Here is a 24,889-nt window from a genome sequence, read left to right as displayed (position 1 = left end):
AAATCCTTTGATATATGATGGATGGAACTTCACCTGGGAAGAAGGAAGACAGCTTAAGTCAATGGTAAAATCCGGAACCAATATATCCTTTAAATACAACGACAGGGGCATAAGGACAGAGAAAACAATTAACGGAGTAATCACAAAGTATCATTTGGTCGGCGACAAGGTAACCTTTGAGGAAACCGGCAGTGACAAAATTTACTTTACTTACGATGGGGCCGGTAAACTTGTATCTATGAACTTAAATGGTGTAGAATATTTCTATATAAGGAATGCTGTTGGAAATATTACGGGGCTGTTAGACAGTACAGGGACTCAGGTAGTATTTTATAGTTACGACAGCTGGGGAAAAGCATCAGAACCAACCGGCTCCCTTGCAGGAACTGTTGGCGTAAAGAATCCCTATAGGTATCGCGGATACAGGTATGACAATGAGACTGCATTGTATTATTTGAATAGCAGGTACTACAACCCGGAGTGGGGAAGGTTTATTAGCATAGATGCAATAGCAGGTAGCATTGGTGAACTACTTGGACATAATTTGTTTGTATATGTCAAAAATAACTTTGTTAATATGGAAGATATAGATGGGCTTAGACCAATAATTACTGGAGACCTTATAGAAACTGCAGAGGTGAGGACAACATCATTAAAATATATGAAGGAAAACTGGCCTAAATCTCAGAATAATATAGTTTATTCTAAAACTCAACACAGTCAAAGAGATTCAGGATTAAGCAATTTGCCTGATGATGTAATCTCACAACGAGCAAGAGATAAGTCATTGTCACCTCAAGAGCGAAAAAGATATGTTACTGAAGAAAAATATAGAGATTTACGAAATAAAGGTAAACGAAAAAATAAGTATAAAAGCAAAATAGAATTTCTGCCTGATGTAGGCTCTTTGGTGGAGAAAATTGGAATAGCCACAGGCTTAACTGGTACAGCATTGGTGATTTATATAATAATATCAGAAGGTTCAAGAATTATACCAGCCAGAAATTTAATCCCAATTATCTAATATTTAAGATATATCAAATATATTAATATCTTTTTAGGAACAGGTGAAAATATGAAAAATTCGAATGAAAAATTAGATTTAATAGAAGAAATTGAAAATTCTGATCAATTTGGGGAGAATGAATTGAGAGCTTTACATTTACTTTCTCAGGATAAGGACGAAGAAGTAAGGGTGAGGGCAGCAGATACCTTGGCATTTTTCGATTCGCTAGAAGCAGAAAAGATACTTATTGATATGCTGGATGATAAATCGGGAATAGTTAGGGCTAGTGCATGTGATTCTTTGTGTAACAGTACATCACCAGAAGTTCTTGAACTATTGAACAAAAGGCTCTTATATGATAAAAGCAGTCTGGTAAGGGGATATTCTGCTTTATCAATAGTCAATATAGCAAATAATATAAATTATGATAAACAGAAATTAAGTGAATTTATGGAATATATTTTAAAGAAGGAAAAAGTAACGTGGGTAAAAATTAATTTATACAAAATCCTAATTATGTTAGGTGATAAATCATACTTAAAATTACTTATAGATGAATTAAATAATAGGCTGTATAGGAATAGATATGTGGCTGTAAAACGGTTAAATGAGTTAGTAACGGATGAAAATATAGACGAGATAAAATCAGCCCTTATAAGAAGGCGAAAGCTTGAAAAATCTGTTGCAGTAAGAGATTTAATTGATAGGACGTTAAACATATGAAGGATTACTATCGAAGAGCGTGCTACTCCCCCGACTTAGCAAAACTTAAGAAATTATTGGTCTGAGCCATTTAAAAGATGTTGGAGCTTAACCTTGCAAAATTAACAAAAAGAGAGACAAGAGCTCTTACAATAGTAATAATACATTAATAATTAGGATAAAACATAAATATCTCCTATTGCAGTTGTTACTGTAATAGGAGATATTTATGTGCTGAAAGAGCAAAATTGAATTTGAGCTTCTAAAAAAACTGCTTAATGCAATCTATTGAAAGCCTTTTTTATATTTAAATCTAATATATATTTAGTAGATTTTTATTTTGGAGGCATTCAATGCTTTTGAAAGTTGATAATTGCAAAGGCTGCGGTTTAAGTTTTGCGTTTGATTCGAGTGAATGCAGTCAGGCTATTTTAAAGGATGAGGGGAAAATAGCAAAGATTATTTTTTTTCCCCGCTGCCCCGGCTGCAATAAAATAAATACGGTGCAGCTGCCCTGGGAAGAGTATGGCATTATAGACTATTGATTATGCTTTGTTGCTGCAGCCTAATACGTTTTTGATTTTGTGCTGTACTATTCTTTTTATGGCATCCCTTGCCGGTCCTAAATATTTTCTGGGATCGAATTCTTCAGGGTGATTTATAAAATGTTCCCTGATGGAAGCTGTCATTGCCAGTCTTAAATCCGTGTCTATGTTTATTTTGCAAACGGCCATAGATGCGGCTTTTCTCAGCATCTCTTCCGGAACTCCCATGGCCCCTGCTATATTTCCGCCGAATTCATTGCATTTTGTAACGAATTCCTGCGGAACCGATGATGCTCCGTGAAGTACTATGGGAAATCCGGGAACCAGCTTTGATATTTTCTCAAGCCTTTCAAAATCAAGCTTGGCTTCGCCTTTGAATTTGTATGCTCCGTGGCTTGTGCCTATGGCAATGGCCAAAGAATCAACGCCGGTTTTGGCAACGAATTCCGCAACCTGATCCGGGTCAGTATAGGTTGCATCCTTTGCCGAAACATTTACTGCATCCTCAACGCCGGCCAGTTTACCCAATTCTCCTTCAACTACTACTCCTCTTTCGTGGGCGTAATCCACCACTTCTTTTGTAAGTCTTATGTTTTCTTCAAAGGGATGCTTGGAACCGTCTATCATGACAGAAGTAAACCCGCTGTCAACACAAGCCTTGCATATTTCAAAATCATCACCGTGATCAAGGTGAAGAACTATGGGAAGGTTTGAATCCTCTATTGCAGCCTCGACAAGCTTTCTCAAATATATTGGGCTTGCATATTTCCTTGCTCCGGCTGAAACCTGAAGGATTACAGGTGCCTGCTCCTCTTTTGCCGCATTTATAATTCCCTGGACGATTTCCATATTATTGACATTGAAAGCACCTATGGCATATCCGCCTTCATAGGCCTTTTTTAACATATCTGTTGAAGTAACAAGAGCCATTATATCACTCCTTTAATAAATTTAGGCATTATGATTTATATTTGACAAAGCATCCAATTAAAACCTCAGCTAATTTTAATTATAGATTGGGTTATTTATATTATCAATAAAAAGTGCCATATAATTTTTTTAAAACACATTTTTAAGATTGAATACTTCTTTTTCAAGTATGTGCTCTACCATAAAATCAAGAGTTTCAAGTTCGGCCAAAGATAATGGCTTGTTCTTTGTTTCTATATATTTTCCTGCCTTTTTAAGAGACATTTCGATGTTGTCAATTTCAAAGTGGTCAATCAATAAGGTCCAAACATTTTCAATATCCTCCCAAGCCTCTTCGAAATCCTTGATTTTTTCAGAAGCTTCCTCCCATTTATCTAAAGTTACAAGCTCAATTATATTATCTACTCTTTTGGACAAGGTTTCTGATGTGGTTTTATATAAATGCAGGGAGTATATAGCGGTGCATGAAATGGCAATGATTATAGCAACAGCAAGCAAGATTTTTTTCATATGTATTTCACCTGTTTCTCACGAAATCTTTAATCTGGAAGAAGAATTGCCCCGAGGAATCCAGCCCTGCAAAGAAAACTTCCTTGAAACTGTTTACTCCCTTTTGGCTTAGAATTTTTGAGATATCCTTTTCACTGAGCCTGGCAATTTTAAGGTTCTCTTTTATAAGTACTCCATCAATTATTATGGTTATGGGTATTTTTTCCTGCGTGACATTAAGCTTTAGATCTTTTGGGGTGGCAGGACGCTTGGAAGACTTTGGGATAACGCTTAACTGGCCTTCGGTTTCAAGTATTGCAAATTCCACATCCTTTATATCGGGATACCCTTTTACTCTCAGCTGCTCCAAAAGGTCGTTTATATTGAAATAAAGCTTGGAAAGCTCTTTTTCCATTATATTGCCGTCTTCAATAAGTATGCTGGGTTTACCGCATATTATGCCTCTGGCTTTTTCACTTTTAAGTGTGATAAAAGATAGCAAAATCTGGGCCGTCATGAGAATGAATATTGGGATAATACCGTTAATCAAAGGTATTCCCGTATCTTGCATAGGGACTGCCGCCAGCTCGGAAATTAGAATGGTAATTACCAGTTCGAAGGGCTGGAGCTGCCCAAGTTGTCTTTTTCCCATGATTCTCATGACAATAAGTATTATTGCATACAGTATTATTGTCCTTACAATCACGATTATCATTTTATCACCTTCCCTCATTTGCACTTTTAATTTATCCATACAGCATCAATAATATGCGGAAAATAGATGATATAAGCTTTTAAAACTCCATGTATTGGATAGAATGAGTATAATAGATGTAAAGTCAGAGCTTCTTAATTGATTTCATGCATGATAAGTGTAAATTATTTGTAATTTCTTTTATGAGGGCCATATATATGTTAAAATGTTATTATGACTTTTATTACACCGTCCTTGCTTGTATAAAGGAGATATGACGCCATGAGATACAGATTTGAAAAGTTTGAACGCAAATATAATTTTCAACTTCCTGATTCATACAGGCTGCTTGTTACTGAACTGGGCGATGGATATGCCGTAGGAAACTGCGAATTCTTTCCCACGTCGGATTTTATAGATAATAATCTCAGATTGGGAGGGGCGATGGAAGTAGGCTTGTTTCCCTTCGGAGGTCTTGGCAACGGGGACTGCTTTTGCTTTTTGAAATACGGCGAAAACCCCGATGAATACTATATAGCGCTGTGGCTTCACGAGACCTATAATTATGTAATTCTTAACTCGACTTTTGATAATTTTATATATAATTGCGTTATACAGGAATACAAGGCATTGCTGTATCCCCAAGAATATATGGCCGAAGGCACCAGAGAAGAATACGAGGAGTGTATAGAAAAGATAAACAGCGTATCATCTCTTATGGATTTTGATATATCGGCAATAGAAAAGGCAAAAAACGAAGAAGATTTAAACGAGCTTATAATAAAAAGGGATCCTTATGCTGTGCAGCTTTTGTGCATGAGAGCCCGTAAAATTTTAGAGGTGGGCAATATTGCAGGTGAAAAATATCTAAACAGAGCTATGTATTTTTCTCCTAACTATACAGCTCCCTACTATATAATGGGAAAATATCTTTTAAATAAAGATAAAAAAGAAGGGATAAATCTATTGTTCAAGGCGGCACAAACCCCCGTTGCGGCTTCGGGCTACAGCTACTGGGACGAAGATGATGCCGGTATACCAAAGAGCGTTTTAGAAGAGATATTCAATATCATTCTTGAAAATGAGTCTTTGCTATCGGAAGAACAAAAAAAATCACCTTTTATGGATTTCATAAGGCAGCAAAGGCCTTATGATTCTTCCTTCAGATTTGTACTGGTTGAAAAATATATAAGGGACGGAAACTATATGGATTCCATAAAGGAATTAAACAACGTACTGGTTTTGACAGGAGATTATAAACTGAAGATAAAAATTCTTGAAATGCTTATACCATTGTATGAAAAAGCCGGGTTGGTATGGGCATCGGGAATATGCAGGCGGGATATAAAATATTTAAAAGGCTTGAAATGATTTTTATTTTCGGGAGGATAACATGAAGAAGAAAAATAGAACCGGTAAGCTTAGCTTGGTTATCCTTGGCATTGTAACTGTAATATTTTTGGTTTTAGCAAACAAAGGCATTGACATTAAATATGTCGTAAGTAACGGAAGCATAAATATAAGCTGGTTTGGCGAAACTAAAATTCCTATTAAGGATATAGTAGAAATAAGGCTTTTAGATGAACTGCCTCAAATGGAGAAGGTTAAGGGTGTGGAGTTTTTTAATTTAAGGCAGGGCACTTTTTTTATTGAAGGAATAGGAAAGGTCAAAGTGTATTCACCGGATATCAGAAAAAAGATGGTGCTTATAAAGACTCCTGTTATGACCTATGGTGTGACTCCGGAGAATGCTAAAGAATTTATAAGCTATATAGATATGAACTAAAGAATAAAAAATCTTGCAGTAAAGGATTGATTTGCGTGGATAAAGTCAAAGTGGAATTTAACAGCGGATTATCTGGGGAATATGCAAAGGGAACAAGGCTAAAAGACATAGCTAAAAACTACAAGGTGCAATATGAGACGGGAATTATCGCAGCAAAGGTAAATAACGAGATATTGGAATTGAATGATGAACTTAACGAGGACTGCAAGGTGGAGTTTTTAACTCTTGCCTCCTATGAAGCCAGGAGGATATATGCCCGGGGATTGACCTTTGTTCTTATAAGGGCTGCACAGGAGATATTTCCCGACTGCAAGGTATCCATTGAGCATTCTATAAACAAGGGGCTGTACGGAGAAATTCACAAGGACAAAGAACTAAGCCTAGAAGATGTATTGGCAATAGAACGCAGGATGCAGGAGATAGTTGAAAGTGATGAACCCTTTGAGAAAAGCCGGATTTCAATGGGTGAAGCCATAAATTTGTTTAAAAAATCCGGTCAGGATGATAAAGTAAGGCTTTTTAAATACTGGAAGCAGGACCATATCAATCTGTACAAATGCGGATGGCTGTATGATTATTTTTATGGAAGAATGGTGCCCTCTGCCGGATATCTTAAAAAATTTGAGCTTAAATTTTATAAGCCGGGGTTTGTATTAAGCTATCCCGAGACCTATTCTCCCGATGAATTGCCTGTATATATTGAGCAAAAAAAGCTCTTCAACGTTTTTCGTGAAACTGAAGAATGGGCAAAGATAATAGGTGTGTCAGATGTCGGAGAATTAAATGAAAAGGAAGAGTCAGGCGATATTGAGGATATAATAAGAATTGCTGAAGCTCTTCATGAAAAGAAAATAGCAAATATAGCCGACATGATTGCCGACTTTAAGGATAAGATTAAAATAGTTTTGATAGCCGGGCCCTCCTCGTCAGGTAAAACTACATTTACCAAAAGATTGAGCATTCAGCTCAGGGTAAATGGATTAAAACCATATGCAATATCCTTAGATGATTACTTCTTAAACAGGGAAGATACACCTAAGGATGAAAACGGTGATTATGATTTTGAGACCATTTACGCTCTAGATTTGAATCTTTTAAATGACCACCTACAAAGACTTCTTAACGGCGAAGAAATCATGATTCCCACCTTTAATTTTATAACCGGGCAAAGGGAATACAAAGGCAACACATTAAAGCTTACTGACGGGATGATACTTTTAGCCGAGGGAATTCACGGCTTAAATGAAATGCTGACCAGCAAAATCAATCCCGAAAATAAATTCAAGATATATATAAGTGCGTTAACCCAGCTTAATATCGACAATCACAACAGGATTCCCACAACGGATGTCAGAATTTTAAGAAGAATAATAAGGGATAACAGAACCAGAGGCAGGGATGCGGAAAGCACCATTTTAGGATGGCCTTCTGTAAGAAAGGGGGAAGATATTAATATATTCCCCTTCCAGGAGGAAGCAGATATCATGTTTAACTCTACCCTTTTATATGAGATGGGCGTGCTTAAAAATTATGCAGAGCCCCTGTTAAAAAAGATAGGCAAAGAAAGCAGAGCCTATTCGGAAGCAAGAAGGCTGTTGAAGTTTTTGGAATACTTCCTTCCTGTAGACGATACAAACGTGCCAAACAATTCGATAATAAGGGAATTCACCGGTAAAAGCAGTTTTTATAACGAATAAACAATTTATAAGTTTAATAATAAGAAGGGCGTAAAGAAATATTATAGTTTCGACGCCCTCTTTTTAATTTAATAATTTGTAAGTTTTCTGATTGTGTGCTTATCCGCTATTTATACTGCATTTTGAAACCGAACAACACGATTCCTTCCCTGCATTTTCGCCATATAAAGAGCGTTATCACTTATTTTATAGAGCATATCAACATTTGTTTTCGAATCCGGAGTAAGAGTGACTGCTCCTATACTTATGGTATATTTTATTTCAGGATTGATGCTGACTGGTGTATTTTCGATTGTTTTTCTTAATCTTTCTGCGACTTCAATAGAATCTTTTTCATTTGTACCTGGGAGTAATATGGCGAATTCTTCACCACCGTACCTTCCGAATAAATCATAAACTCTTAATTGTGCCTTGATGGCACCAGCAAACTCCTTTAAGACAATATCTCCTATATAATGCCCATATACGTCATTAATCCTTTTGAAATTATCAATATCTATAAGCAAATATGAGATTTGTTCTTTTTTTCTTGCAAACAGCGAAATAAATTCTTTTGCGCGCAATATAAATGTCCTTCGATTAAATATATCAGTTAATTCATCAAGTGACGCAGCTTTAACCAGTTCAACATCCAGCTTTTCTTTTGCTAAAAGAATGAATCCTATACTTCCCACGAGCATTACAAGATACAGCAGAAGAAAGGAGCCGGTATTGAAAATATTTGTTGACCATAGTGTCATATCATGCGCCGAGGTTAATGCCATATAGGCCCTGAAAAGGAAGGAAACCATTGTAATACTGTAAAAAGAAGCTATTACTTTTTGCAATACTGATGGATTTTTATGCCTAAAAAGCTTATATGCTGGAAATGAAATTAATATAACTGTAATTGTGGAGGCAAATACGATCCTGATATTTTCTGGAGTACTGTATATTGTTATAGCATTAAAAGTAGCAATACAAATTAAAATCAGGATATTATAATTTCTTTTTATAGCTTTATTATAACTGTTTACCAAAGTTAAAAAAGCAATTAGTTCCAATGCTGCACCGATAAATAATATAGAATTCGATATAGATATCCAAATAATATAAGGGATAGCATCTTTAAAACCAAGCATAATCCATGCAACCGATTGAAATAATTTAGACAATAAAAATATATTAACTGATTTCTCTTTGTTATGCCGGACTGTATATGAGATTATAAGTATGCCTGTTAAAATATGCCCTAAAACAAGAACAATTAAGAGAGTTCCCATATCTATATTAAAAACATTCATCTGCATTCCTCTTTCAAGTAGCTGTTCGTAGTATTTTATAGTTTTCCCATCACCACATTGTTTTAATTTTAGTACGATGCCGCTGAAAAATCAACAATGCATAGAATAAAATGATTTGATAATATAAAACTTTGCATATTTCATCATGGATGTGAGGGAAACTACTAGTGAAGTTTATGAAAGGAGTATGATTTTAAATGAGTGAAACCATATTGGAAAAAACCGAAGGACGCGTAAGCTATCATGATTCAGTGGAAGAAATGCTAAAAAGAATAAGAGAAGATGGTATGTCCAATGTATTTGACAGGTGGATGCATCAGGAAAAAATACGCTGCAAATTCTGTCTTCAGGGCCTAAGCTGTCAGCTATGTTCCCATGGACCTTGCAGGATCAATGATAAAGGACAGCCGGAAAAGGGTGTGTGTGGAATAGGGCCAGATGCGATGGCAATGAGGACATTGCTTCTTCATAATATTATGGGAGCGGGTACATACAGTCATCATGCTTATGAAGCATACAGGACTTTGCGGGCTACAGGTGAAGGAAAAACTCCCTTTACAATTAAGGATGCAAACAAGCTTAAATGGATGTGTGAACAGCTAAAAATAAATACAAACCAGGATATAAATAAGATGGCTGTTGACCTGGCAAACCTTCTGGAAGAACAACTGCATGTGGGAACAGATAAACCTAATATAATGGTGGAAACATTTGCTCCCAGGAAAAGAAAAAAGGTATGGAGGGATATAAATATTTACCCTGCCGGTGTTAACCATGAAGAACAAAATTCCGTTGCAAGCTGTCTTACAAACGTGGATGGGGACTATGCATCATTGGCCTTAAAAGCTCTCAGGCTGGGAATCGCAACAATATATAATGCCCAAATAGGCCTTGAAATGGTTCAGGATATATTATTCGGCACGCCAAAACCTCATGAGGTAAATGTAGACTTAGGTATCATGGATCCGGGTTATGTTAATATTGCCTTTAACGGCCACCAGCCCTGGGCAGGAGTGGCAACAATACAAAAAGCTAAATCTAAGCAGGTGCAGGATAAGGCAAAGGCAGCCGGAGCTAAAGGTTTAAGAATAGTTGGTTCAATAGAGACAGGACAGGAACTTCTTCAGAGGTTTGAAGTAGACGATGTATTTGTGGGTCTGATGGGGAACTGGTTGGCTATAGAACCATTTTTAGCTACAGGTACGGTGGATGTAATGGCAATGGAGGAAAATTGTTCACCTCCGGCTATAGATATGTATGCGGAAAAATATCAGATAACTCTAGTCAGTGTAAGCACCATAATCGGAATACCCGGGCTGCAGCATAAAATCCCCTACAATCCTGAAGAAGCAGATGAAATGGCCGACAAATTGATTGACCTGGCAATAGAGAATTTCAAAAAACGGACGGGAAACATCAAGCCGATGGTGCCAAAGATTACTCAAAAGGCTGTAGCAGGATTTTCTACCGAGGCAGTACTGGAGGCTCTGGGGAATAAACTGGACCCTCTTGTTGACGTAATAGCAGCAGGAAAAATAAAAGGCGTTGTGGCGCTGGCCAATTGTTCATCCTTAAGAAATGGTCCCCAGGACTGGAATACGGTGAACCTCACCAAAGAGTTAATAAAAAGAGATATATTGGTAGTCGCGGGAGGCTGTGGAAACCATGCTTTGGAGGTTGCAGGACTTTGCAATCTGGAAGCGGCAGATATGGCGGGGAAAGGGCTGCAGGAAATATGCAGTGCATTAAAAATACCGCCTGTCTTAAGTTTTGGGACTTGTACCGATACGGGCAGGATCTCAATGCTGGTAACTGCCCTGGCAGACCACCTGGATGTGGATGTACCGGATTTGCCCATAGCTGTCACCGCGCCGGAGTGGATGGAACAAAAAGCAACCATTGACGGTGTATTCGCAGTAGCATACGGGGCATATACCCATCTGTCACCAACACCATTCATTACAGGCGCTCCAAATCTTGTGAAATTGCTGACACAGGATGTAGAAGAGCTTACGGGAGGAAAGGTAGCCTTAGGAGATGAGCCGGTTCAGGCAGCTAAGGATATTGAAGAGCATATCTTATCAAAACGGAAAGCTTTGGGATTAACATAATTAAGGGATTATAGGATTTAAGAGCATCGTCAAAATATGATTTTGTCAATGCTCTTTGTTTTTTATATAACAAACTCTTATGCTGCATAAATAAATTGTATCACTATATTAATGTAATAATTGATATTATTATATTGTTAAATATATTACAACTTATTAATTAAATTACAAGGGGGTACGAGAATGCAGATGGAAAAGCAGATTTCCAGAAAAGATTTTGTTAAAGGAGTAGGTAAAACATTAGCAGGTGCAGCAGTTGCAGGTACATTAGGACCTTTACTGGCAGGATGTGCTCCAACTTCAACGGCAGCTGATACAACAGAAAAGCCACAGTGGCCGTTCCCATATAAAAAAGTAGATGTGGACAAGGCGGCTGAAAGAGCGTTTCATGCTTATAAAGAAAAGGGCGGGTGAGGTATCGGAGTATCCGAAGGGTTCTTCGGAACGTTGGCAGAAGAAGTTGGATATCCTTTTAATCAGATTCCAACCGAAGCCTTTATAAGTGCAGCAGGCGGCTATGGGGCAGGTACTCTTTGCGGTACTTTAGGAGTAGGTGCAGCCTGTATCGGTACGGTATGCGATAAAGAAACATCCAACAAACTGCTGTCGGAATTATTGAAATGGTATAAAAAAGAAGAATTCCCAAGTTATCAGCCTGAAAATCTCAACCTCCCTAAGACTGTGGCAGATTCTTATCTATGTGAAGATTCTGTGGGCAATTTCATGGCAGCCAGCGGATATGCCTATAATGATCCTGAAAGAAAAAGCCGCTGTGCAGGCGTTGCCGCAGAAGTAACAAAAAAGATTTTTGAAATGCTCAATGAACAAATGGGATAGTGTATATTTATTTAAAGATAGCATGATGAGAGGAGTCAAGAAATGAAAAGAACTTTTTCTTTAACAATGGCAATGCTTCTGGTAACTGCTCTTTTGGCAGGATGCGGCGGGAGCAAAAGCCCAGCTTATAAGGACGGTACTTATGAAGGGGAAGGCGACGGAAAAGAAACCATAAAGGTATCTGTAGAAGTTTCTGGCGGCAAAATAGCAAAGATAGATGTTACAGAACATGAAGAGACCGAAGGAATTGCAGATGCTGCATTGGAACAAATTCCTGCAGCTATAGTTGAAAAGAATTCAACAGAAGTAGAGACAGTTTCAGGTGCTACCATGACCAGTAACGGTATCATAGAAGCCGTGAATAAGGCATTGGAGAATGCAAAATAATTCTTCTATCTATAAAAGTAATAAGTCCCGGGAGTAAAATCCCGGGACTTATTACTTTATTTTAAATTTAGAAGATAGAGGATATCATTTGTGTCTATTATATCAATAATCTAAGTTTTATCATAAAATGATTTGGTAATACTGTATAAGACATTGTTATATTAAAAACCCGGGATTAATGGAATCCCGGGTTTTTAATATAGACTTATTTGTATGAGAAAATGCAGCTATCAAACCATGTCTTTACGAAGAAAAGCAGAGATTTTGGAACCGTAGAACAGTACACCCTTATGTTGATTCATTAAATGTACAAGGGAATTAAAACTATCTTGTGCATCAAGATTTAATACATAGGGACATATACCTACTATAGGAATTTTTTCAATGGATTTGGCAAGTGAATTTTCAAACTCCTGTAATTTATTAAAATCTCCGCAGCAAAGTAAATCGGGTGAGCCTGAGCCCCATGTGACCTTATAGCCCATGGACAAAGACTTATAAGCTTCACTCTGCCAGATTTCTACCGGTCCTTGTATACCTTTTTTCCTGAATGCATCAGCCAAGTCGGCAATTACAAGCTTATCCTGCCTCTCCAAATCCTCCACGTGAATCCCTCTTAAGGTAAGCTCTTTTCTCACTTCATCCTGATTTTGCCACCAGCAGCCTTTAAAAAGCCTTTGGCCTTTATTTAAGCCTTTTTTAAAGAATTCCACCTCAATATCCAAAACTTCAGACTGGCTGGATGTTAAAACCATAACATGGTCTCCTTGTATATTTAATTTTTCAATATAGGATTGTTCCGGATGATGTATGCTGTCATTTAATCTTTCCTCCAGCGCTTCCCGTTTAATCCGCCATTCCTTACCTATTTTAACACCGGGAAACTTTCCGGCTCTTAACCATCTGTATATGGTATTTGGTGTGGTGCGCAGTATATCGGCAACCTCATCTACGGTTAACAGTTCCTTATCCATTCTATAGCTCCTTTGATTGTATTTAAACAAGTTAATGACAATATCATACTTTATAATACTTTGCAATTATATAACTATTCTATTCTAATTTGTAATAACCTTTCAACTAATACCTTATATTATAATAGAATATAGCAAAATATAATACAATATTATCCGTTTACACACAATGGAGCCTATGAACCTTACTTTATTTAATCCATGGTTGACAAATATTTTCTATGCCTTTAATATTCTCCGTATTTAAATACCGCTTCTGTCATGGCTTTTACATTTTCAATTTTTGCAGGACCTATGGCATTGAAGGGCAGTGTGAATATAAAGCCTTTGGCTGGCTTTATTTCATCTAAAATCAGTTTTATGCGGGAGTCTACTTCTTCAGGAGTTCCGCCAATAAGAAGTGATGGTGAAATTCCTCCTGCAACACATGTATGTTCCCCTATTACTTTCTTTGCTTTTATTACATCTGTCCTGTCAAACCATGCAATTGCCTTACCTTCTGGCAACTCTAAAATTGTATCCAGAAGATGATCGTGTTCACCTTGAAAGGATAACAAAGGGGTAAAGCCCTCCTTGATAAGCTCTTCTGCTATATATTTAATGTAAGGCCAGTGAAATTCCTTGAATTGCTTATTAGATAAGAAGCTATTGTACCAGACAGGCAAAAAAACTCTTTTGGACCCGGTCAGATCATATGACAATTGTCCTGTAGCTTTTCCAACAGCTGCAAAAACAGGTGCAAGTTCTTCACAAAGTTTTTTAATTTTAGTTGGGTAACGCCGGATATCGAAAAGGACTTTATCAAAATTTCTTACAAACGAGCCAATGAAATCAAGGGGATTTGGCGCAAGAGCCATATACCAGGGAGGACAGTTAACCTCTTTCATTCTTTTTGTAAATTCAACTACATTGTTTAATGAGGGGCCAAGCTGCAAACCTAAATTGATAAGTGCAGCGTTTGACTCACTGCTTCCGGGCTTATTAAGGCTTCTGTAAACTCTGGGTACGACTATGTCAGAAAGGAATTGGAGAGGGTTGACTATAAATTCATCATATTCTTCCGGACTGATGACAGTATCTTTAATCAAAAAATGGGATTCGCCGTCTTTAGGAAGTTCTCGGCCCGGATGGGAAGCATATATATCTTTTAGTATGTCATGGGCAAAACCGCCGCCCATTACGGAAGCTATGGCCACATTGATTGCTAGTTTTGGATCAGATGCTGCCAAAGATAAGCCCAGGGTCACTGTTTCAAAGGATCTGAGAAAACAAGCTGCATCCCAGTTAAAGTCCAATGCAAACTTTGCGGCAGCTTCCTTATATTTTTCAGTATCATAAAACATGGTATCGTAGGATAAATTTGAATATTTGGCAGAAAAATACAATGTGGCTACTGCAATAGGCACGCGGTCGACTTTTTCAAATTTTACACATTTGTCCAGTCTTTTGAGTTTATCATTATAACTATCCAATAGCTGATTTGTCATATTGAAACTCCTTCATAATTTATTATACAATAACATACAGTGCGCACTGGTATTGTACTATTATATTTATAATTGTATTATAATGTATAATACAATTCAATACAAATTTTTTTTTATCAATTTTATACCAGCGTATCAAATACTATTTATGTAAAAAAAACTGACTTCGATGTTTAATCGAAGTCAGTTTTATAGAAGGAGAGCTATGTTTTAAGAATTGTCTTTATCGTTGGATTCAACCGGCTTTTGTTCTTCGCTTTTTACAACAGGATAACCTTTGTTGAGCCATCCTGCCGGAGCATTGCTGGGCATTCCCATTCCGGCATTCAAGGAAACTGCGTCATACCCTAATAATCTTAGTATTGCAACTGTTTGTCCGGCTGTTTGGCCTGTGTAGCAGTAAACGATTATCTTTTTATCCTTTGGAAGAGTATTGAATTTTTGCTGCATGCCCTTTGCAAAAGGAATATTTACTGCGCCTTCAATATGTCCGTTGGCATAATCCTCTGCTTTTCTTACAGAGAGGAAAATCACGCTGGTATCTTTATCATCTACTAATTTTTTAGCATCATCTTCGCTGATTTTATAATTTTTATACCTTGCATCTGTGATTTCAGTCAGCCCTTTATAGTATTTATCAATGGCTGCCTTTATCTCGGGATTAACCTCAGTAGTTATATCAGTCAATGGATTTGCGGTTGTTTCAGTCACGTCAGCCACGCCTTCAACCTTCGATATTCCAAGATCCCAGCCAAGGTTGACGGATTTTGCATCAAAGCCTGCAACATTAAGCAAAGCTACTGTCTGACCAGCAGTTTGTCCGGTATAGCAATAGACCATTATAGGCTTATCCTTGGGAAGCTTGGTCAGGTTATCGCTTATGGCAGTTCCCCATGGCAGGTTTACAGCCCCTTTGATATGCCCTTTTTCATAAACATCAGCTTGTCTGATATCTAATATAAACATAGGCTCATTTGCTTTTACCTTTGCCACAAAGTCCTTTTCGGGTATTTTATATGTATCCGACCCCATGTTTGCAAAATATGCATTTGCGGCATCGGCTACGACATCGGTTTTTGTGGGTTCGGCGGCTTTTGTCGGTTCCGTGGCTTTTGTCGGCTGTGAATTTGACGGCTGATTATTGGAAGTACAACCGGCTAAGATCCCTAAAAAAACCGTAAGTGTAAGTACAACTGACAATAGTTTGCAGTGGCGCTTTGAACTCATTTATATTCCTCCTTTTAAATGTTGTGTTATAATTTTCACACAAATTAATTATAACAGTTATGGCGGTATCGGCGTAAAATGATTTGATTATGCTGTATAAGAATATTTAATATATTTATCAAAAATACTATGGCAAATATGCAGCAAATTTAACTTACTCATAAAACACCAAGAGATTTGTATGATATAATTATTTCTAATGGCGAAGCCATTTGAAATCATTTGAAATCATTTGACATGAATGCACAATAAAATTCATGATGTAATTACTCAGGTTCATATTAGCAACGAGGTGTTCCATGATTAATTATATAGATAAAGATAAGAAATACACACTGTATTTTTTTATTGTCATATATATATCGATAAATCTTATGTATCTTAAAAGGTTTCCTTTTGTCCATTCGGATGAACCGTGGCTCAGCGGTCTGGCCAGAAATATGTCGGAAAGTACTTCTTTTTCGGTAACCGAAGCCTTCTTTGATTTGTATATAAGAAACCCTCATGCAATAAAAATTTTCTTTCATAGCATGCAGATTTTATTTATGAAAATATTCGGCTATGGCATACAGAGTTTCAGATTATTGTCTTTCCTTTTTGGATTGCTGGTGCTATATTACCAGTACAAATTGGCCGAGTTTATATTCCGGTGCCAAAAAAAAGCATACTTAGCAGTATTGTTTTTAGCTCTGGATGTGCAGTTTATATACGCCTCTCATTTTGCAAGGCAGGAAATTATAGTATTGTTTGTACTGATTTACGGCCTTTATTACTACATAAAAAATATTGAAAATCATAAATCAAAGCATGATGTCTTAATTGGGACAATCATAGGATTGAGTATTGGTCTTCATCCTAACAGCTTTGTTATATCTCTTCCCTTTGGGATTATTTATCTTTATGATATTTTTGTTTGTAAAAGGCTTAAGATAAAAAATTTTCTAATTTATGTTGTGATCGTATCTGTTTTTGCAGCTCTTTTTATTTTACTTAGCCTGAGCTTTGATACTGGCTTCTTTTCAAATTATGCCGCGTATGGTGAACAGTTTGATATTTTAGCTCCGGTAACCTCAAAATTTATGGAAGTCAAGGAGTTCTACCTTAAGCTTTTTTACGGCATAAGCGGTACCTATTATACTCCCAATATCAGAATTCAGTTTTTTATCTTTCCCGTGGCTTTGGTTGCTTCCCTTTATAAAATATGGAGAAATAAAAAAAGCCATGATAATCAAAAGATAGCTGCAATAATACTGTCTATAATTGCTGTTAATGCAGGTATAATTCTTATAGGCCGGTATAATCAAACAAGCATAGTACTAATTTTCCCATTATTTTATATACTTGCCGTTAATGCTTTATGGTCGTTGAGGAGATATTATTATAAAAGGGCTGCAGCATCAATTCTGGCGACAGTATTGTGTGGGTTTACGATATATAACGCTCTGCCTTATATAAACAGCAGCTATGATAACTACCTTAAGGAAATTTCTAAAGCAGTGAAAAAAGATGATAAGGTTCTGGCAAATCTGAATGCGGAATATTATTTTGAAAACGGAAAAATATTTGATTACCGCAACCTGGCTTTTCTTAAAGAAAACAATATGAATTTTGAAGATTACATATATAGCCGCGAAATCAAATACATTGTATATCCCGAAGAGATGGACTTTATATATAATCAAAGGCCTAAATGGGACGGTTTATACGGGGAGCTTTACTATTATGAGGATATGCAGGAATTTATAAAGAATAGCTGTACCCTTGTTTATGAGTTTTCAGACAGGGTATATGGCATGAGGATTGCAAGGTATATAAATACAAGGGATTGGAGCATAAAAATATACAGGGTGGATCATCCACCCCTGTCTAAGCTTTGATTAAACTGTATACATCCTGCCACAAAGAACCGAATCCGGCACAGGAGGGAGTTCTTGGCCAATCAAGGCTATTAGTCAGTATCTTTTTTATGCACCTCCTATTTCCATCCATGATTATAATACGGCTGGAAAGTATAATTGCTTCCTGAATGTCATGGGTGACAAAGAGCATGGTAATTTTAGTCTCCTGCCAAATTTTGTAAATCGTTTGCTGAAGTATCTCCTTTGTTTGGGCATCCAGGCTTCCGAAGGGTTCATCCAAAAGCAGCATTTTTGAATCAGACGCCAGAGCTCTTGCCAGAGCCGCCCGCTGCTTCATTCCGCCTGATAATTGGTGGGGAAAGTAGTCTTCATATCCGTTGAGGTTAACGCTGTTTATCAATTTCATAGCGGTTTCCCTTAAGGCATCATCTTTTTTGTTCTTGGCATTTATTTTCATAGGGAATATAATATTCTGAAGCACCGTTTTCCAGGGAAATAGCTGGTCGAAATCCTGAAAAACCATAATTCTCTCGCGGCCTGGGCCCCTGATTTTCTCACCATCAAAATATATATGCCCGCTATCAGGCTTTTCAAAGCCGGCAATTAGCCTTAAGAATGTCGATTTTCCGCAGCCGGAAGGGCCTAATATGCATACAAATTCCCCTTCATTGACATTCAAGGATATATTATTTAATATATTTACGGTTTCATAAGACTTTGTCAAATTCTCTATCTTGAGCTTGGCAGGCGTTTTTTCTACAATTATATTCATCAAAGCGTCATTCCCCACCTTTTCACCGTTATATTTTCTATCCTGTCAAATATAAGGTCTTCAACCACAATACCAATTGCAATGATTACAATCAAACCTGCATACATACCCGGTGTGTTCATAAATACACGGTTTTTAAAAATATACCATCCCAAGCCGCCCATACCTTGTGCTGCTCCGAAAACCATCTCTGCGCTCAAAAGTGCCCTCCAGGCCCTGGACCAGCCTATCTTTGTACCGGTAATTAAATAGGGCAACGATGCAGGTATCATTATGGAGCTTATTATACCCATCGGCTTTAGACCGTAGCTTTCGCCAATTTCCTTATATATTTTTGGGATAGATTTAAATCCGGCTAAAATGTTTAAAATCATAGGCCAAATAACCGAATGAACTATTATAACTAAAATAGAAGCGGTACCTGTACCCGCCCAAAGAATTATTATAGGGAGTAAAGCTATACCGGGGAGGGGGTCGGCTATGGAGATAAAAGTATCAATGAGTCCTCTGAAAGTATCCGATAACATGGATAATGTTGCTAAGACGAATGCCAGTACTATTCCTAATATAAGGCCTTCCAAAATTAATATTAAAGACAAAAGAGTCTGACCTGCCATTTCTCCATTTATAAAGGAAATATATAAGGCTTTCAGAACCTGCAAGGCTGACGGCAAGATAAGCGGAGAGAAAATTCCTGTTAAAGAAATACCCTGCCATATGATAAGTATTATTGCTATCCATATTAATCTTGGTATGATTTTGTTCTCTGCAAATTTAATTTTCATGTTCAACATCTTCCTGGAAAATATCCCTTTCATTGGTTATATCCCTTGATATATATCCGTTTTTTTTCATAAAGCCCGCAAACTTTTTTGTGCCTTCAACATTCAGGCCATATTCAACGCCTTCCATATGGAGATACTCAAGAATATCCTCTTCTGGCATATCATAGACTTGGGAGAGGATATGGGCTGCTTCCTCAGGGTTATCATTTATAAAATCAGCGGATTCCTTTATTGATGCAATGAAGCCTTCGTAAAGCTCTGGGCTGTTATCATAAAATTTGTCCGTGGTTACACCCACAATAAAAGTAAAGTCTCCTTCCATTACGTCGTTTCCTTTTAGTATTTCATGGACGCCCGGTTCTTCAAGCTCCATGGATAAATAAGGAGGAGCGGTAAAATGTGCCGTCACATCTCCGCGGGTTAACAGAGCATTCATACCGTCAGGATGGGAAAGAGTAATTATTTGTCCTTCAAATTTCCGGGGGTTATCGAACCCCTTTCCACAGGCCATGGCTAGCAATATATCCTGAACGCTTCCGGGCTGGGGCATTGCAATTCTGTCCTCTTTTGTAAAATCCCTTATGGATTTTATATTTTCCTTCCAGGTCACAAGGCTGACAGGACTTTTGGATAATCCGCAGCATATTTTCCACTCCATGCCTTTATCCCAGCCTATTAAAAAAGGAGGAATTGCCATAAAACCCGCATCTAAGTCACCTGACAGCATGGCTTCACGTATGGCGGCAGTATTACCCAACTGCTTCCATTCTATTTCTACGCCGGGCAAATTCTTTTCAAGTATTTTTTGCTGTTTCATAATTTCTAGGGGGGCATAAGCCAGTCCAAACTGTATGGCAATTTGAATTCTTTCCTGGTTGTCCTTTCGGCCCTGCATTTTTGTACAGCCAAATAATATGGGCGGCAAAACCAATACAATAATTAAAAGTATAAAACCTCTTTTATCAAGCAGTATTTTTTTCAAAGTTTGTCCCTCTTTTCTAAAACTTTATAACCATATCATTACCTGAATCATCGAGAATTTTAAGATGCTTGAAGGCGTTGTCTATATTCATCTTTAAAATTTCCTTACTTTCCCCTTGGATTATCATATATCCAGCCCTTTGAGTTGCGTTTATTATTTCACCTATTGTACTTCCAACCTGGACATTATATTTTGCATAAGAAACTCCGGCAAGGCTCTTTATGTATTCAATGGGAGTAATGGATTTGACTGTACCTGGTTTTACGAAAATCATTTGAACAGAAGCGCATTTATTGTTTTTTCTTACATCATATTTTTCAAGGCTTGTATAATCAACCTGAATGCCCAGTGAATAATTCAATACCATGTCTAAAATATCCACTTCCGTAAGGAGAGGGATCAATTCATCCTCATAAGCGCCGCCTATCCTGCAGGCAATTTCATTAACTTTAATTCCATCATTGCCGCAAAGCATTTGAAAATAAATAGGACCGTTATGAATATTAAAGCTTTTAACAATTTTTTCAGTCAAATTCAGAATCTCTTCATAATGCAATTCATTTTGTATTGAAGGGAAATTATGGGCAATACATATGCCTATGTGAGGATAATTATTATATGTTATTCTGTCTGTCACCGTAAGAACATGAACCGCATCATTCAAAACCCATCCGCTTATAGTTATTTCTTGATGTTTATAGTATTCTTCCACTAAAATTTCCTTTTCTCTGGAATAGCTTAAAACATCATTTATATTCTTTCTTATATCATCAGCTGAATGAAGCTTGTATACACCACGCTGTCCCTGGCTGTCCAAGGGCTTTACTACCACGGGGAATTTAATTTTAAAAAGCTCACCGTTATGAAATTCCTCTTTGATAATCCTGTATTCAGCTTGGGGAATGCCCTTATCCTTAAAGATTTTTTTCATTACCTTTTTATTTGTCACCGCAAGGGCTGTGGAACTGTCTATAAAAGAAGGGAGGCTTAAAGCTTCCGCAACCTTTGCAGCAGTTAAAACTGGCTGGTCGGTGCCAATGGTCATGACTCCGTCTATGCTATATTTATTTGCAATTTTAATATTGCCCTCAATATCAAAGGTGCTGGTCGTTTCTTTATAATGACAGATTAATTTTCCAGGTGCATCTTCATAATAATCCGATACAATCACTGTATGACCTTTTTCCCCGGCCCTTATTATTGCATTAATCTGACTGTTGCCTCCGCCTAAAATCAAAAGTTTCATCATATGCTCCTTAATCCATGTCTTTTATAATATATTGAGGTGAACAGCTTTTATTTTTTAATGAAGACATAGGTGAATAATAGATATAAAGTTTAAAAAACAATTTTGCCAGTTTATATAAGCTGTAGCCTGAGGTTCCTTCTTTTCTCACATTGTGAACCACAGTCACATTTCCTATTTTCATTTTATTTTTCAAGGCTATGGCGGAAATGTACACAAAGGGGGTATTGTCTTTGATAATGGTATCCACAGCAGACCTTGTCATTATTCTGAAGCTGCTGACTCTTATATCTTTTGGTTTGCCGCATATTAAATTAAACAGCCTGTCCGTCATAATAGAGCCTATATTTTTTATCAGAGAATGCTTTTTTACCTGGGGTATACCGTATACTGCATCATAGCCCATGAGTATTTTTTCATACAGCTTATGAATTTCCTGAGGCGGGTGCTGAAGATCATCGTCCATTGTGACAACATATTCTCCTTTTGAGTAATTCAATCCGCACATTATGGCGTTTTGCTGTCCAAAATTACCATCCAGACGGATTGCTTTTACCCGCCTGTCTGTTTTACTTAAAAGTGACATCCTTTCAAAGCTCAAGTCCTTGCTGCCGTCATCTACAAGAATAATTTCAATTTTAAAGGAGTCGTTGAAGACCTTTGTAATTTGAGAATAAAGTTCATCCAGAGTATTGCAGCTGTTGTAAACCGGTATAATCACAGAGATAAAAGGCTTCATTTAAATCACCTTCAATATTTCTTCAAGATTATCTATTACATATTCCCTCTCATTTAAAGTCATATCCGTATATATGGGGAGCCTTAATAAACACTTCCCTGCCATTTCGGTAATAGGAAGCTGCCCGGTTTTATAACCTAAACTCAGCCCCATAGGAGAAGAGTGAAGCGGGACAAAATGATTGGAAGCCTGTATACCTTTCTTTTTTAATTGCTTCTCTGCAAAGCTCCTGATATTTTCATCATTGAATAATACATAAAAAATATGATAATTTGATTCGCAGTCCTGGGGTATGGTATTTGTTCTTATTATTTTCTTCTCAACGTATTTTGAAAGCCTTACAGTATAATAATCATGAATTATTTTCCGTTTATTCTTGATATCATTCATACATATAAGCTGGGCATATAAAAAAGCCATCAGCATATCAGAAGGAGTATAGCTTGAGCCTAAACCTACCCATGAGTATTTATCGATCTTTCCGGTTAAAAACTGCTCCCGGTTGGTTCCTTTTTGCCTTATAATAGAGGCATGATTATAAAGATCTGAAGCGTCAGTGTTTAGTAACAAAGCCCCGCCTTCGCCGCATATATAATTTTTGGTGCCATGAAAGCTGTAGCAGCCCATATGACCTAAAGTACCCAGATATTTTCCCTTATACAAAGCATTTACGGCGTGGGCAGCATCTTCTATTACATATAAATTATGATAGGCTGCAATATCCAAGAGCTTATCCATTTCACAGGATATACCGGCATAATGAACAGGCATGATGGCTCGTGTTTTGAATGTTATTTTTCTTTTTACATCATCAGGGTCAATATTTAAGGTATCTTCTTTTATCTCGGAAAACACTATCTTAGCACCTCTTAGCAATACGGCATTGGCGCATGACGGGAATGTATATGAGGGCATTATTATTTCATCGCCGGGTTTTATATCAATCATCATTACAGCCATTTCCAAGGCATGGGTTGCAGAGGTGGTCATGAAAACTCTCTTTGTATTGAAGCTTTCTTTTATATGATTTTCCACCAGCCTTGTATAATGTCCGTCACCGCTTATCTGTCCTCTGGTTAAAGCATCATTTATATATTCAAGTTCTTTATTTGTTAAATGTATTTTATTGAAAGGTATTTTCATATCATTCACCTTTTTGCAAGTGTATTATATTGCTGTTATAATATTATAAATAATGATTAAAGCTAGGGTGATATAATGATAGAAGTAGATTGCCTTGGGGAAATATGTCCTGTCCCCATAATACGCATTAAAGAAAACTTAAAGTCTATGAAATCAGGAGATTCAATAAAAGTAGTGACTGACCATAGCTGTACGCAGCAATCCGTTATGGATTTTTTTAAAAATAAAAAATTTAAGGTACAATGTGAAGAAGTCATTAATGGAGTTTGGGAGATAACAGTTATAAAAGGCTAGCAGAAGCTTTCTTCACCTATCTTCTTGATATATTGAATAAAATCTTTTATGCTTTTCTTCATATACTTATCCTTTTTATAAAGCATATATATGTCAAAGCTCATGTTGAAGTCAGATACCTGTATCTCCTTTAATTGCTTTGTATACAATTCTTTCTTGATAGATAAATATGGAAGGAATGATATTCCATAACCTTTTACAACAACAGATTTTATGGATTCTATGGAGTCCAGCTCAAATAAAATATTAAAGTTGTTAAGGTCATGGCCAAGTTCAAGGAAATGCTGATTCAGGGATTTTCTTTCACGGGATTTGCTGTTCAACATTATAAGGCCGTAATCCTTCAAATCCTTAAGGCATACCGTGTGTTTGATACTAAAGTTTTCGGCAGCTACCGCAACAAATCTGTCACTTGCAACTCTGCTGCTGGTAAGATTGATATCGTGGGGTTTGTCATATATAAATCCTACGTCACAGATTTCATTTATGACGTTTTGTTCAACGTCATCGGAAAAATTTGTCATAGAATTATAGCTGTAGCCGGGAAATTTCTTCTTAAGCTTATACAAGGCGCAGGGAAGGGCATAGGTGGCTATAGTCCAAACGGAATCAATTTTTATGGTGTTATTGCTTTTGCTTATATCTGCCAGAGACTCCACCATGTTTTCATAAGTAAGAAGTATGTTTTTGGCGTATTTTTCCACTAGCAAACCTGCTTCAGTCAATTCTACACCCCTGTTGCTTCTTTCAAGAAGCTTGATTCCCAGGCTGTCTTCCAGCCTTTGAATTTGCTGGCTTAATGCTGATTGTGATATCATTGAACTTTTAGCGGCTTTCGAGATACTTTTTGCAGAAGCTACTTCATAGAAGAATTTAAGTGATTCAATTTGCATAAAAGACCTCCTGAATGACCT

The 24,889-nt window shown here is 37.0% G+C and carries 26 protein-coding genes; 12 read left to right on the top strand and 14 right to left on the bottom strand.

From position 1 onward, the window contains the following. The 3 genes from OXPF_RS22855 to OXPF_RS06085 form a co-directional block, all read left to right on the top strand. Nucleotides 1-1,024: RHS repeat domain-containing protein (locus tag OXPF_RS22855; RefSeq protein ID WP_242854333.1), on the top strand; the 1,024-nt coding region annotated here is incomplete at its 5' end. A gap of 51 nt (nucleotides 1,025-1,075) precedes the next feature. After that, nucleotides 1,076-1,729, top strand: coding sequence for a HEAT repeat domain-containing protein (locus tag OXPF_RS06090; protein WP_054874318.1), 654 nt, complete (start codon nucleotides 1,076-1,078; stop codon nucleotides 1,727-1,729). A 332-nt stretch (nucleotides 1,730-2,061) separates the two neighbouring features. Continuing rightward, nucleotides 2,062-2,253 carry a hypothetical protein gene (locus tag OXPF_RS06085; protein WP_054874317.1) on the top strand — a complete coding sequence of 64 codons (192 nt, stop codon included), beginning with the start codon at nucleotides 2,062-2,064 and terminating at the stop codon, nucleotides 2,251-2,253. Here the strand turns inward: OXPF_RS06085 and fba are convergent, their stop codons facing one another. The 3 genes from fba to OXPF_RS06070 form a co-directional block, all read right to left on the bottom strand. Beyond that, a complete protein-coding gene (fba, locus tag OXPF_RS06080; protein ID WP_054874316.1) occupies nucleotides 2,254-3,183 on the bottom strand; it encodes a class II fructose-1,6-bisphosphate aldolase in 930 nt (309 codons plus the stop codon). Nucleotides 3,184-3,312: 129 nt separating this feature from the next. Next, nucleotides 3,313-3,693 (bottom strand): DUF4363 family protein, encoded by a 381-nt coding sequence (locus tag OXPF_RS06075; RefSeq protein ID WP_054874315.1) that lies wholly within the window; start codon nucleotides 3,691-3,693, stop codon nucleotides 3,313-3,315. A gap of 7 nt (nucleotides 3,694-3,700) precedes the next feature. Next, on the bottom strand, nucleotides 3,701-4,387 hold the full coding sequence (locus OXPF_RS06070) for a YetF domain-containing protein (RefSeq protein ID WP_054874314.1): 687 nt from the start codon (nucleotides 4,385-4,387) through the stop codon (nucleotides 3,701-3,703). Between the two features lie 261 nt (nucleotides 4,388-4,648). On the opposite strand from OXPF_RS06070, the gene OXPF_RS06065 reads away from it, so the two are divergent. Genes OXPF_RS06065 through OXPF_RS06055 form a run of 3 tightly spaced genes read left to right on the top strand, consistent with a single transcriptional unit; the run spans nucleotide 4,649 to nucleotide 7,849 of the window. Continuing rightward, complete coding sequence (locus tag OXPF_RS06065; protein WP_054874313.1) at nucleotides 4,649-5,737, top strand: SMI1/KNR4 family protein; 1,089 nt, start codon at nucleotides 4,649-4,651, stop codon at nucleotides 5,735-5,737. Between the two features lie 22 nt (nucleotides 5,738-5,759). Beyond that, nucleotides 5,760-6,152 (top strand): PH domain-containing protein, encoded by a 393-nt coding sequence (locus tag OXPF_RS06060; protein WP_054874312.1) that lies wholly within the window; start codon nucleotides 5,760-5,762, stop codon nucleotides 6,150-6,152. Between the two features lie 35 nt (nucleotides 6,153-6,187). Next, complete coding sequence (locus tag OXPF_RS06055) at nucleotides 6,188-7,849, top strand: nucleoside kinase (RefSeq protein WP_201779677.1); 1,662 nt, start codon at nucleotides 6,188-6,190, stop codon at nucleotides 7,847-7,849. Between the two features lie 110 nt (nucleotides 7,850-7,959). On the opposite strand, the gene OXPF_RS06050 is transcribed toward OXPF_RS06055, so the two are convergent. Next, nucleotides 7,960-9,132: a GGDEF domain-containing protein gene (locus OXPF_RS06050; protein ID WP_054874311.1), complete on the bottom strand. Its 1,173-nt coding sequence runs from the start codon at nucleotides 9,130-9,132 to the stop codon at nucleotides 7,960-7,962. A gap of 197 nt (nucleotides 9,133-9,329) precedes the next feature. On the opposite strand from OXPF_RS06050, the gene cooS reads away from it, so the two are divergent. The 4 genes from cooS (at nucleotide 9,330) to OXPF_RS06030 (ending at nucleotide 12,467) form a co-directional block, all read left to right on the top strand. Continuing rightward, on the top strand, nucleotides 9,330-11,243 hold the full coding sequence (cooS, locus tag OXPF_RS06045) for an anaerobic carbon-monoxide dehydrogenase catalytic subunit (protein WP_054874310.1): 1,914 nt from the start codon (nucleotides 9,330-9,332) through the stop codon (nucleotides 11,241-11,243). 183 nt (nucleotides 11,244-11,426) lie between these two features. Next, nucleotides 11,427-11,657 (top strand): hypothetical protein, encoded by a 231-nt coding sequence (locus OXPF_RS22995; RefSeq protein WP_054874309.1) that lies wholly within the window; start codon nucleotides 11,427-11,429, stop codon nucleotides 11,655-11,657. A 3-nt stretch (nucleotides 11,658-11,660) separates the two neighbouring features. Then, nucleotides 11,661-12,080 (top strand): C-GCAxxG-C-C family protein, encoded by a 420-nt coding sequence (locus OXPF_RS22990; RefSeq protein ID WP_278308352.1) that lies wholly within the window; start codon nucleotides 11,661-11,663, stop codon nucleotides 12,078-12,080. 42 nt (nucleotides 12,081-12,122) lie between these two features. Beyond that, nucleotides 12,123-12,467: an FMN-binding protein gene (locus OXPF_RS06030; RefSeq protein ID WP_054874307.1), complete on the top strand. Its 345-nt coding sequence runs from the start codon at nucleotides 12,123-12,125 to the stop codon at nucleotides 12,465-12,467. A 230-nt stretch (nucleotides 12,468-12,697) separates the two neighbouring features. Here OXPF_RS06030 and OXPF_RS06025 read toward each other — a convergent pair whose 3' ends face one another. The 3 genes from OXPF_RS06025 to OXPF_RS06015 form a co-directional block, all read right to left on the bottom strand. After that, nucleotides 12,698-13,441: an MEDS domain-containing protein gene (locus OXPF_RS06025; protein WP_054874306.1), complete on the bottom strand. Its 744-nt coding sequence runs from the start codon at nucleotides 13,439-13,441 to the stop codon at nucleotides 12,698-12,700. 227 nt (nucleotides 13,442-13,668) lie between these two features. Continuing rightward, nucleotides 13,669-14,928 (bottom strand): uroporphyrinogen decarboxylase family protein, encoded by a 1,260-nt coding sequence (locus OXPF_RS06020; RefSeq protein ID WP_054874305.1) that lies wholly within the window; start codon nucleotides 14,926-14,928, stop codon nucleotides 13,669-13,671. A 210-nt stretch (nucleotides 14,929-15,138) separates the two neighbouring features. Continuing rightward, on the bottom strand, nucleotides 15,139-16,155 hold the full coding sequence (locus OXPF_RS06015) for a rhodanese-like domain-containing protein (RefSeq protein WP_054874304.1): 1,017 nt from the start codon (nucleotides 16,153-16,155) through the stop codon (nucleotides 15,139-15,141). A gap of 299 nt (nucleotides 16,156-16,454) precedes the next feature. Between OXPF_RS06015 and OXPF_RS06010 the strand changes: the two genes are divergently transcribed. After that, nucleotides 16,455-18,032 (top strand): ArnT family glycosyltransferase, encoded by a 1,578-nt coding sequence (locus tag OXPF_RS06010; protein WP_054874303.1) that lies wholly within the window; start codon nucleotides 16,455-16,457, stop codon nucleotides 18,030-18,032. Here the strand turns inward: OXPF_RS06010 and OXPF_RS06005 are convergent. The 6 genes from OXPF_RS06005 to rffA are packed head-to-tail and all read right to left on the bottom strand — an operon-like array spanning nucleotide 18,022 to nucleotide 23,681. Beyond that, on the bottom strand, nucleotides 18,022-18,786 hold the full coding sequence (locus OXPF_RS06005) for an ABC transporter ATP-binding protein (protein WP_152967707.1): 765 nt from the start codon (nucleotides 18,784-18,786) through the stop codon (nucleotides 18,022-18,024). The two genes, OXPF_RS06010 and OXPF_RS06005, sit on opposite strands and share 11 nt — an antisense overlap. After that, complete coding sequence (locus OXPF_RS06000; RefSeq protein WP_054874301.1) at nucleotides 18,786-19,571, bottom strand: ABC transporter permease; 786 nt, start codon at nucleotides 19,569-19,571, stop codon at nucleotides 18,786-18,788. The genes OXPF_RS06005 and OXPF_RS06000 overlap by 1 nt, the downstream gene beginning before the upstream one ends. Beyond that, entirely contained in the window at nucleotides 19,561-20,553 is a 993-nt protein-coding gene (locus tag OXPF_RS05995) for an ABC transporter substrate-binding protein (RefSeq protein ID WP_054874300.1), read from the bottom strand. Before OXPF_RS05995 ends, OXPF_RS06000 begins: the two co-directional genes overlap by 11 nt. A gap of 16 nt (nucleotides 20,554-20,569) precedes the next feature. Further along, nucleotides 20,570-21,799: an ATP-grasp domain-containing protein gene (locus tag OXPF_RS05990; RefSeq protein ID WP_242854332.1), complete on the bottom strand. Its 1,230-nt coding sequence runs from the start codon at nucleotides 21,797-21,799 to the stop codon at nucleotides 20,570-20,572. 10 nt (nucleotides 21,800-21,809) lie between these two features. Next, nucleotides 21,810-22,538 (bottom strand): glycosyltransferase family 2 protein, encoded by a 729-nt coding sequence (locus tag OXPF_RS05985; protein WP_054874298.1) that lies wholly within the window; start codon nucleotides 22,536-22,538, stop codon nucleotides 21,810-21,812. Beyond that, on the bottom strand, nucleotides 22,539-23,681 hold the full coding sequence (gene rffA, locus OXPF_RS05980; protein ID WP_054874297.1) for a dTDP-4-amino-4,6-dideoxygalactose transaminase: 1,143 nt from the start codon (nucleotides 23,679-23,681) through the stop codon (nucleotides 22,539-22,541). A gap of 75 nt (nucleotides 23,682-23,756) precedes the next feature. On the opposite strand from rffA, the gene OXPF_RS05975 reads away from it, so the two are divergent. Beyond that, a complete protein-coding gene (locus tag OXPF_RS05975; RefSeq protein ID WP_054874296.1) occupies nucleotides 23,757-23,975 on the top strand; it encodes a sulfurtransferase TusA family protein in 219 nt (72 codons plus the stop codon). Here OXPF_RS05975 and OXPF_RS05970 read toward each other — a convergent pair. Further along, on the bottom strand, nucleotides 23,972-24,868 hold the full coding sequence (locus tag OXPF_RS05970; protein WP_054874295.1) for a LysR family transcriptional regulator: 897 nt from the start codon (nucleotides 24,866-24,868) through the stop codon (nucleotides 23,972-23,974). The two genes, OXPF_RS05975 and OXPF_RS05970, sit on opposite strands and share 4 nt — an antisense overlap. Nucleotides 24,869-24,889: the final 21 nt, after the last annotated feature.

The sequence above is a fragment of the Oxobacter pfennigii genome, assembly GCF_001317355.1.
Taxonomy (GTDB): Bacteria; Bacillota; Clostridia; order Clostridiales; family Oxobacteraceae; genus Oxobacter; species Oxobacter pfennigii.
This window is presented reverse-complemented; position numbering and strand designations above follow the sequence as displayed.

Coding starts and splice junctions, on each gene's coding strand:
- OXPF_RS06090 (WP_054874318.1), top strand. CDS start 1,076: ATGAAAAATTCGAATGAAAAATTAGATTTAATAGAAGAAATTGAAAAT.
- OXPF_RS06085 (WP_054874317.1), top strand. CDS start 2,062: ATGCTTTTGAAAGTTGATAATTGCAAAGGCTGCGGTTTAAGTTTTGCG.
- fba (WP_054874316.1), bottom strand. CDS start 3,183: ATGGCTCTTGTTACTTCAACAGATATGTTAAAAAAGGCCTATGAAGGC.
- OXPF_RS06075 (WP_054874315.1), bottom strand. CDS start 3,693: ATGAAAAAAATCTTGCTTGCTGTTGCTATAATCATTGCCATTTCATGC.
- OXPF_RS06070 (WP_054874314.1), bottom strand. CDS start 4,387: ATGATAATCGTGATTGTAAGGACAATAATACTGTATGCAATAATACTT.
- OXPF_RS06065 (WP_054874313.1), top strand. CDS start 4,649: ATGAGATACAGATTTGAAAAGTTTGAACGCAAATATAATTTTCAACTT.
- OXPF_RS06060 (WP_054874312.1), top strand. CDS start 5,760: ATGAAGAAGAAAAATAGAACCGGTAAGCTTAGCTTGGTTATCCTTGGC.
- OXPF_RS06050 (WP_054874311.1), bottom strand. CDS start 9,132: ATGAATGTTTTTAATATAGATATGGGAACTCTCTTAATTGTTCTTGTT.
- cooS (WP_054874310.1), top strand. CDS start 9,330: ATGAGTGAAACCATATTGGAAAAAACCGAAGGACGCGTAAGCTATCAT.
- OXPF_RS22995 (WP_054874309.1), top strand. CDS start 11,427: ATGCAGATGGAAAAGCAGATTTCCAGAAAAGATTTTGTTAAAGGAGTA.
- OXPF_RS06030 (WP_054874307.1), top strand. CDS start 12,123: ATGAAAAGAACTTTTTCTTTAACAATGGCAATGCTTCTGGTAACTGCT.
- OXPF_RS06025 (WP_054874306.1), bottom strand. CDS start 13,441: ATGGATAAGGAACTGTTAACCGTAGATGAGGTTGCCGATATACTGCGC.
- OXPF_RS06020 (WP_054874305.1), bottom strand. CDS start 14,928: ATGACAAATCAGCTATTGGATAGTTATAATGATAAACTCAAAAGACTG.
- OXPF_RS06015 (WP_054874304.1), bottom strand. CDS start 16,155: ATGAGTTCAAAGCGCCACTGCAAACTATTGTCAGTTGTACTTACACTT.
- OXPF_RS06010 (WP_054874303.1), top strand. CDS start 16,455: ATGATTAATTATATAGATAAAGATAAGAAATACACACTGTATTTTTTT.
- OXPF_RS06005 (WP_152967707.1), bottom strand. CDS start 18,786: ATGAATATAATTGTAGAAAAAACGCCTGCCAAGCTCAAGATAGAGAAT.
- OXPF_RS06000 (WP_054874301.1), bottom strand. CDS start 19,571: ATGAAAATTAAATTTGCAGAGAACAAAATCATACCAAGATTAATATGG.
- OXPF_RS05990 (WP_242854332.1), bottom strand. CDS start 21,799: ATGAAACTTTTGATTTTAGGCGGAGGCAACAGTCAGATTAATGCAATA.
- OXPF_RS05985 (WP_054874298.1), bottom strand. CDS start 22,538: ATGAAGCCTTTTATCTCTGTGATTATACCGGTTTACAACAGCTGCAAT.
- rffA (WP_054874297.1), bottom strand. CDS start 23,681: ATGAAAATACCTTTCAATAAAATACATTTAACAAATAAAGAACTTGAA.
- OXPF_RS05975 (WP_054874296.1), top strand. CDS start 23,757: ATGATAGAAGTAGATTGCCTTGGGGAAATATGTCCTGTCCCCATAATA.
- OXPF_RS05970 (WP_054874295.1), bottom strand. CDS start 24,868: ATGCAAATTGAATCACTTAAATTCTTCTATGAAGTAGCTTCTGCAAAA.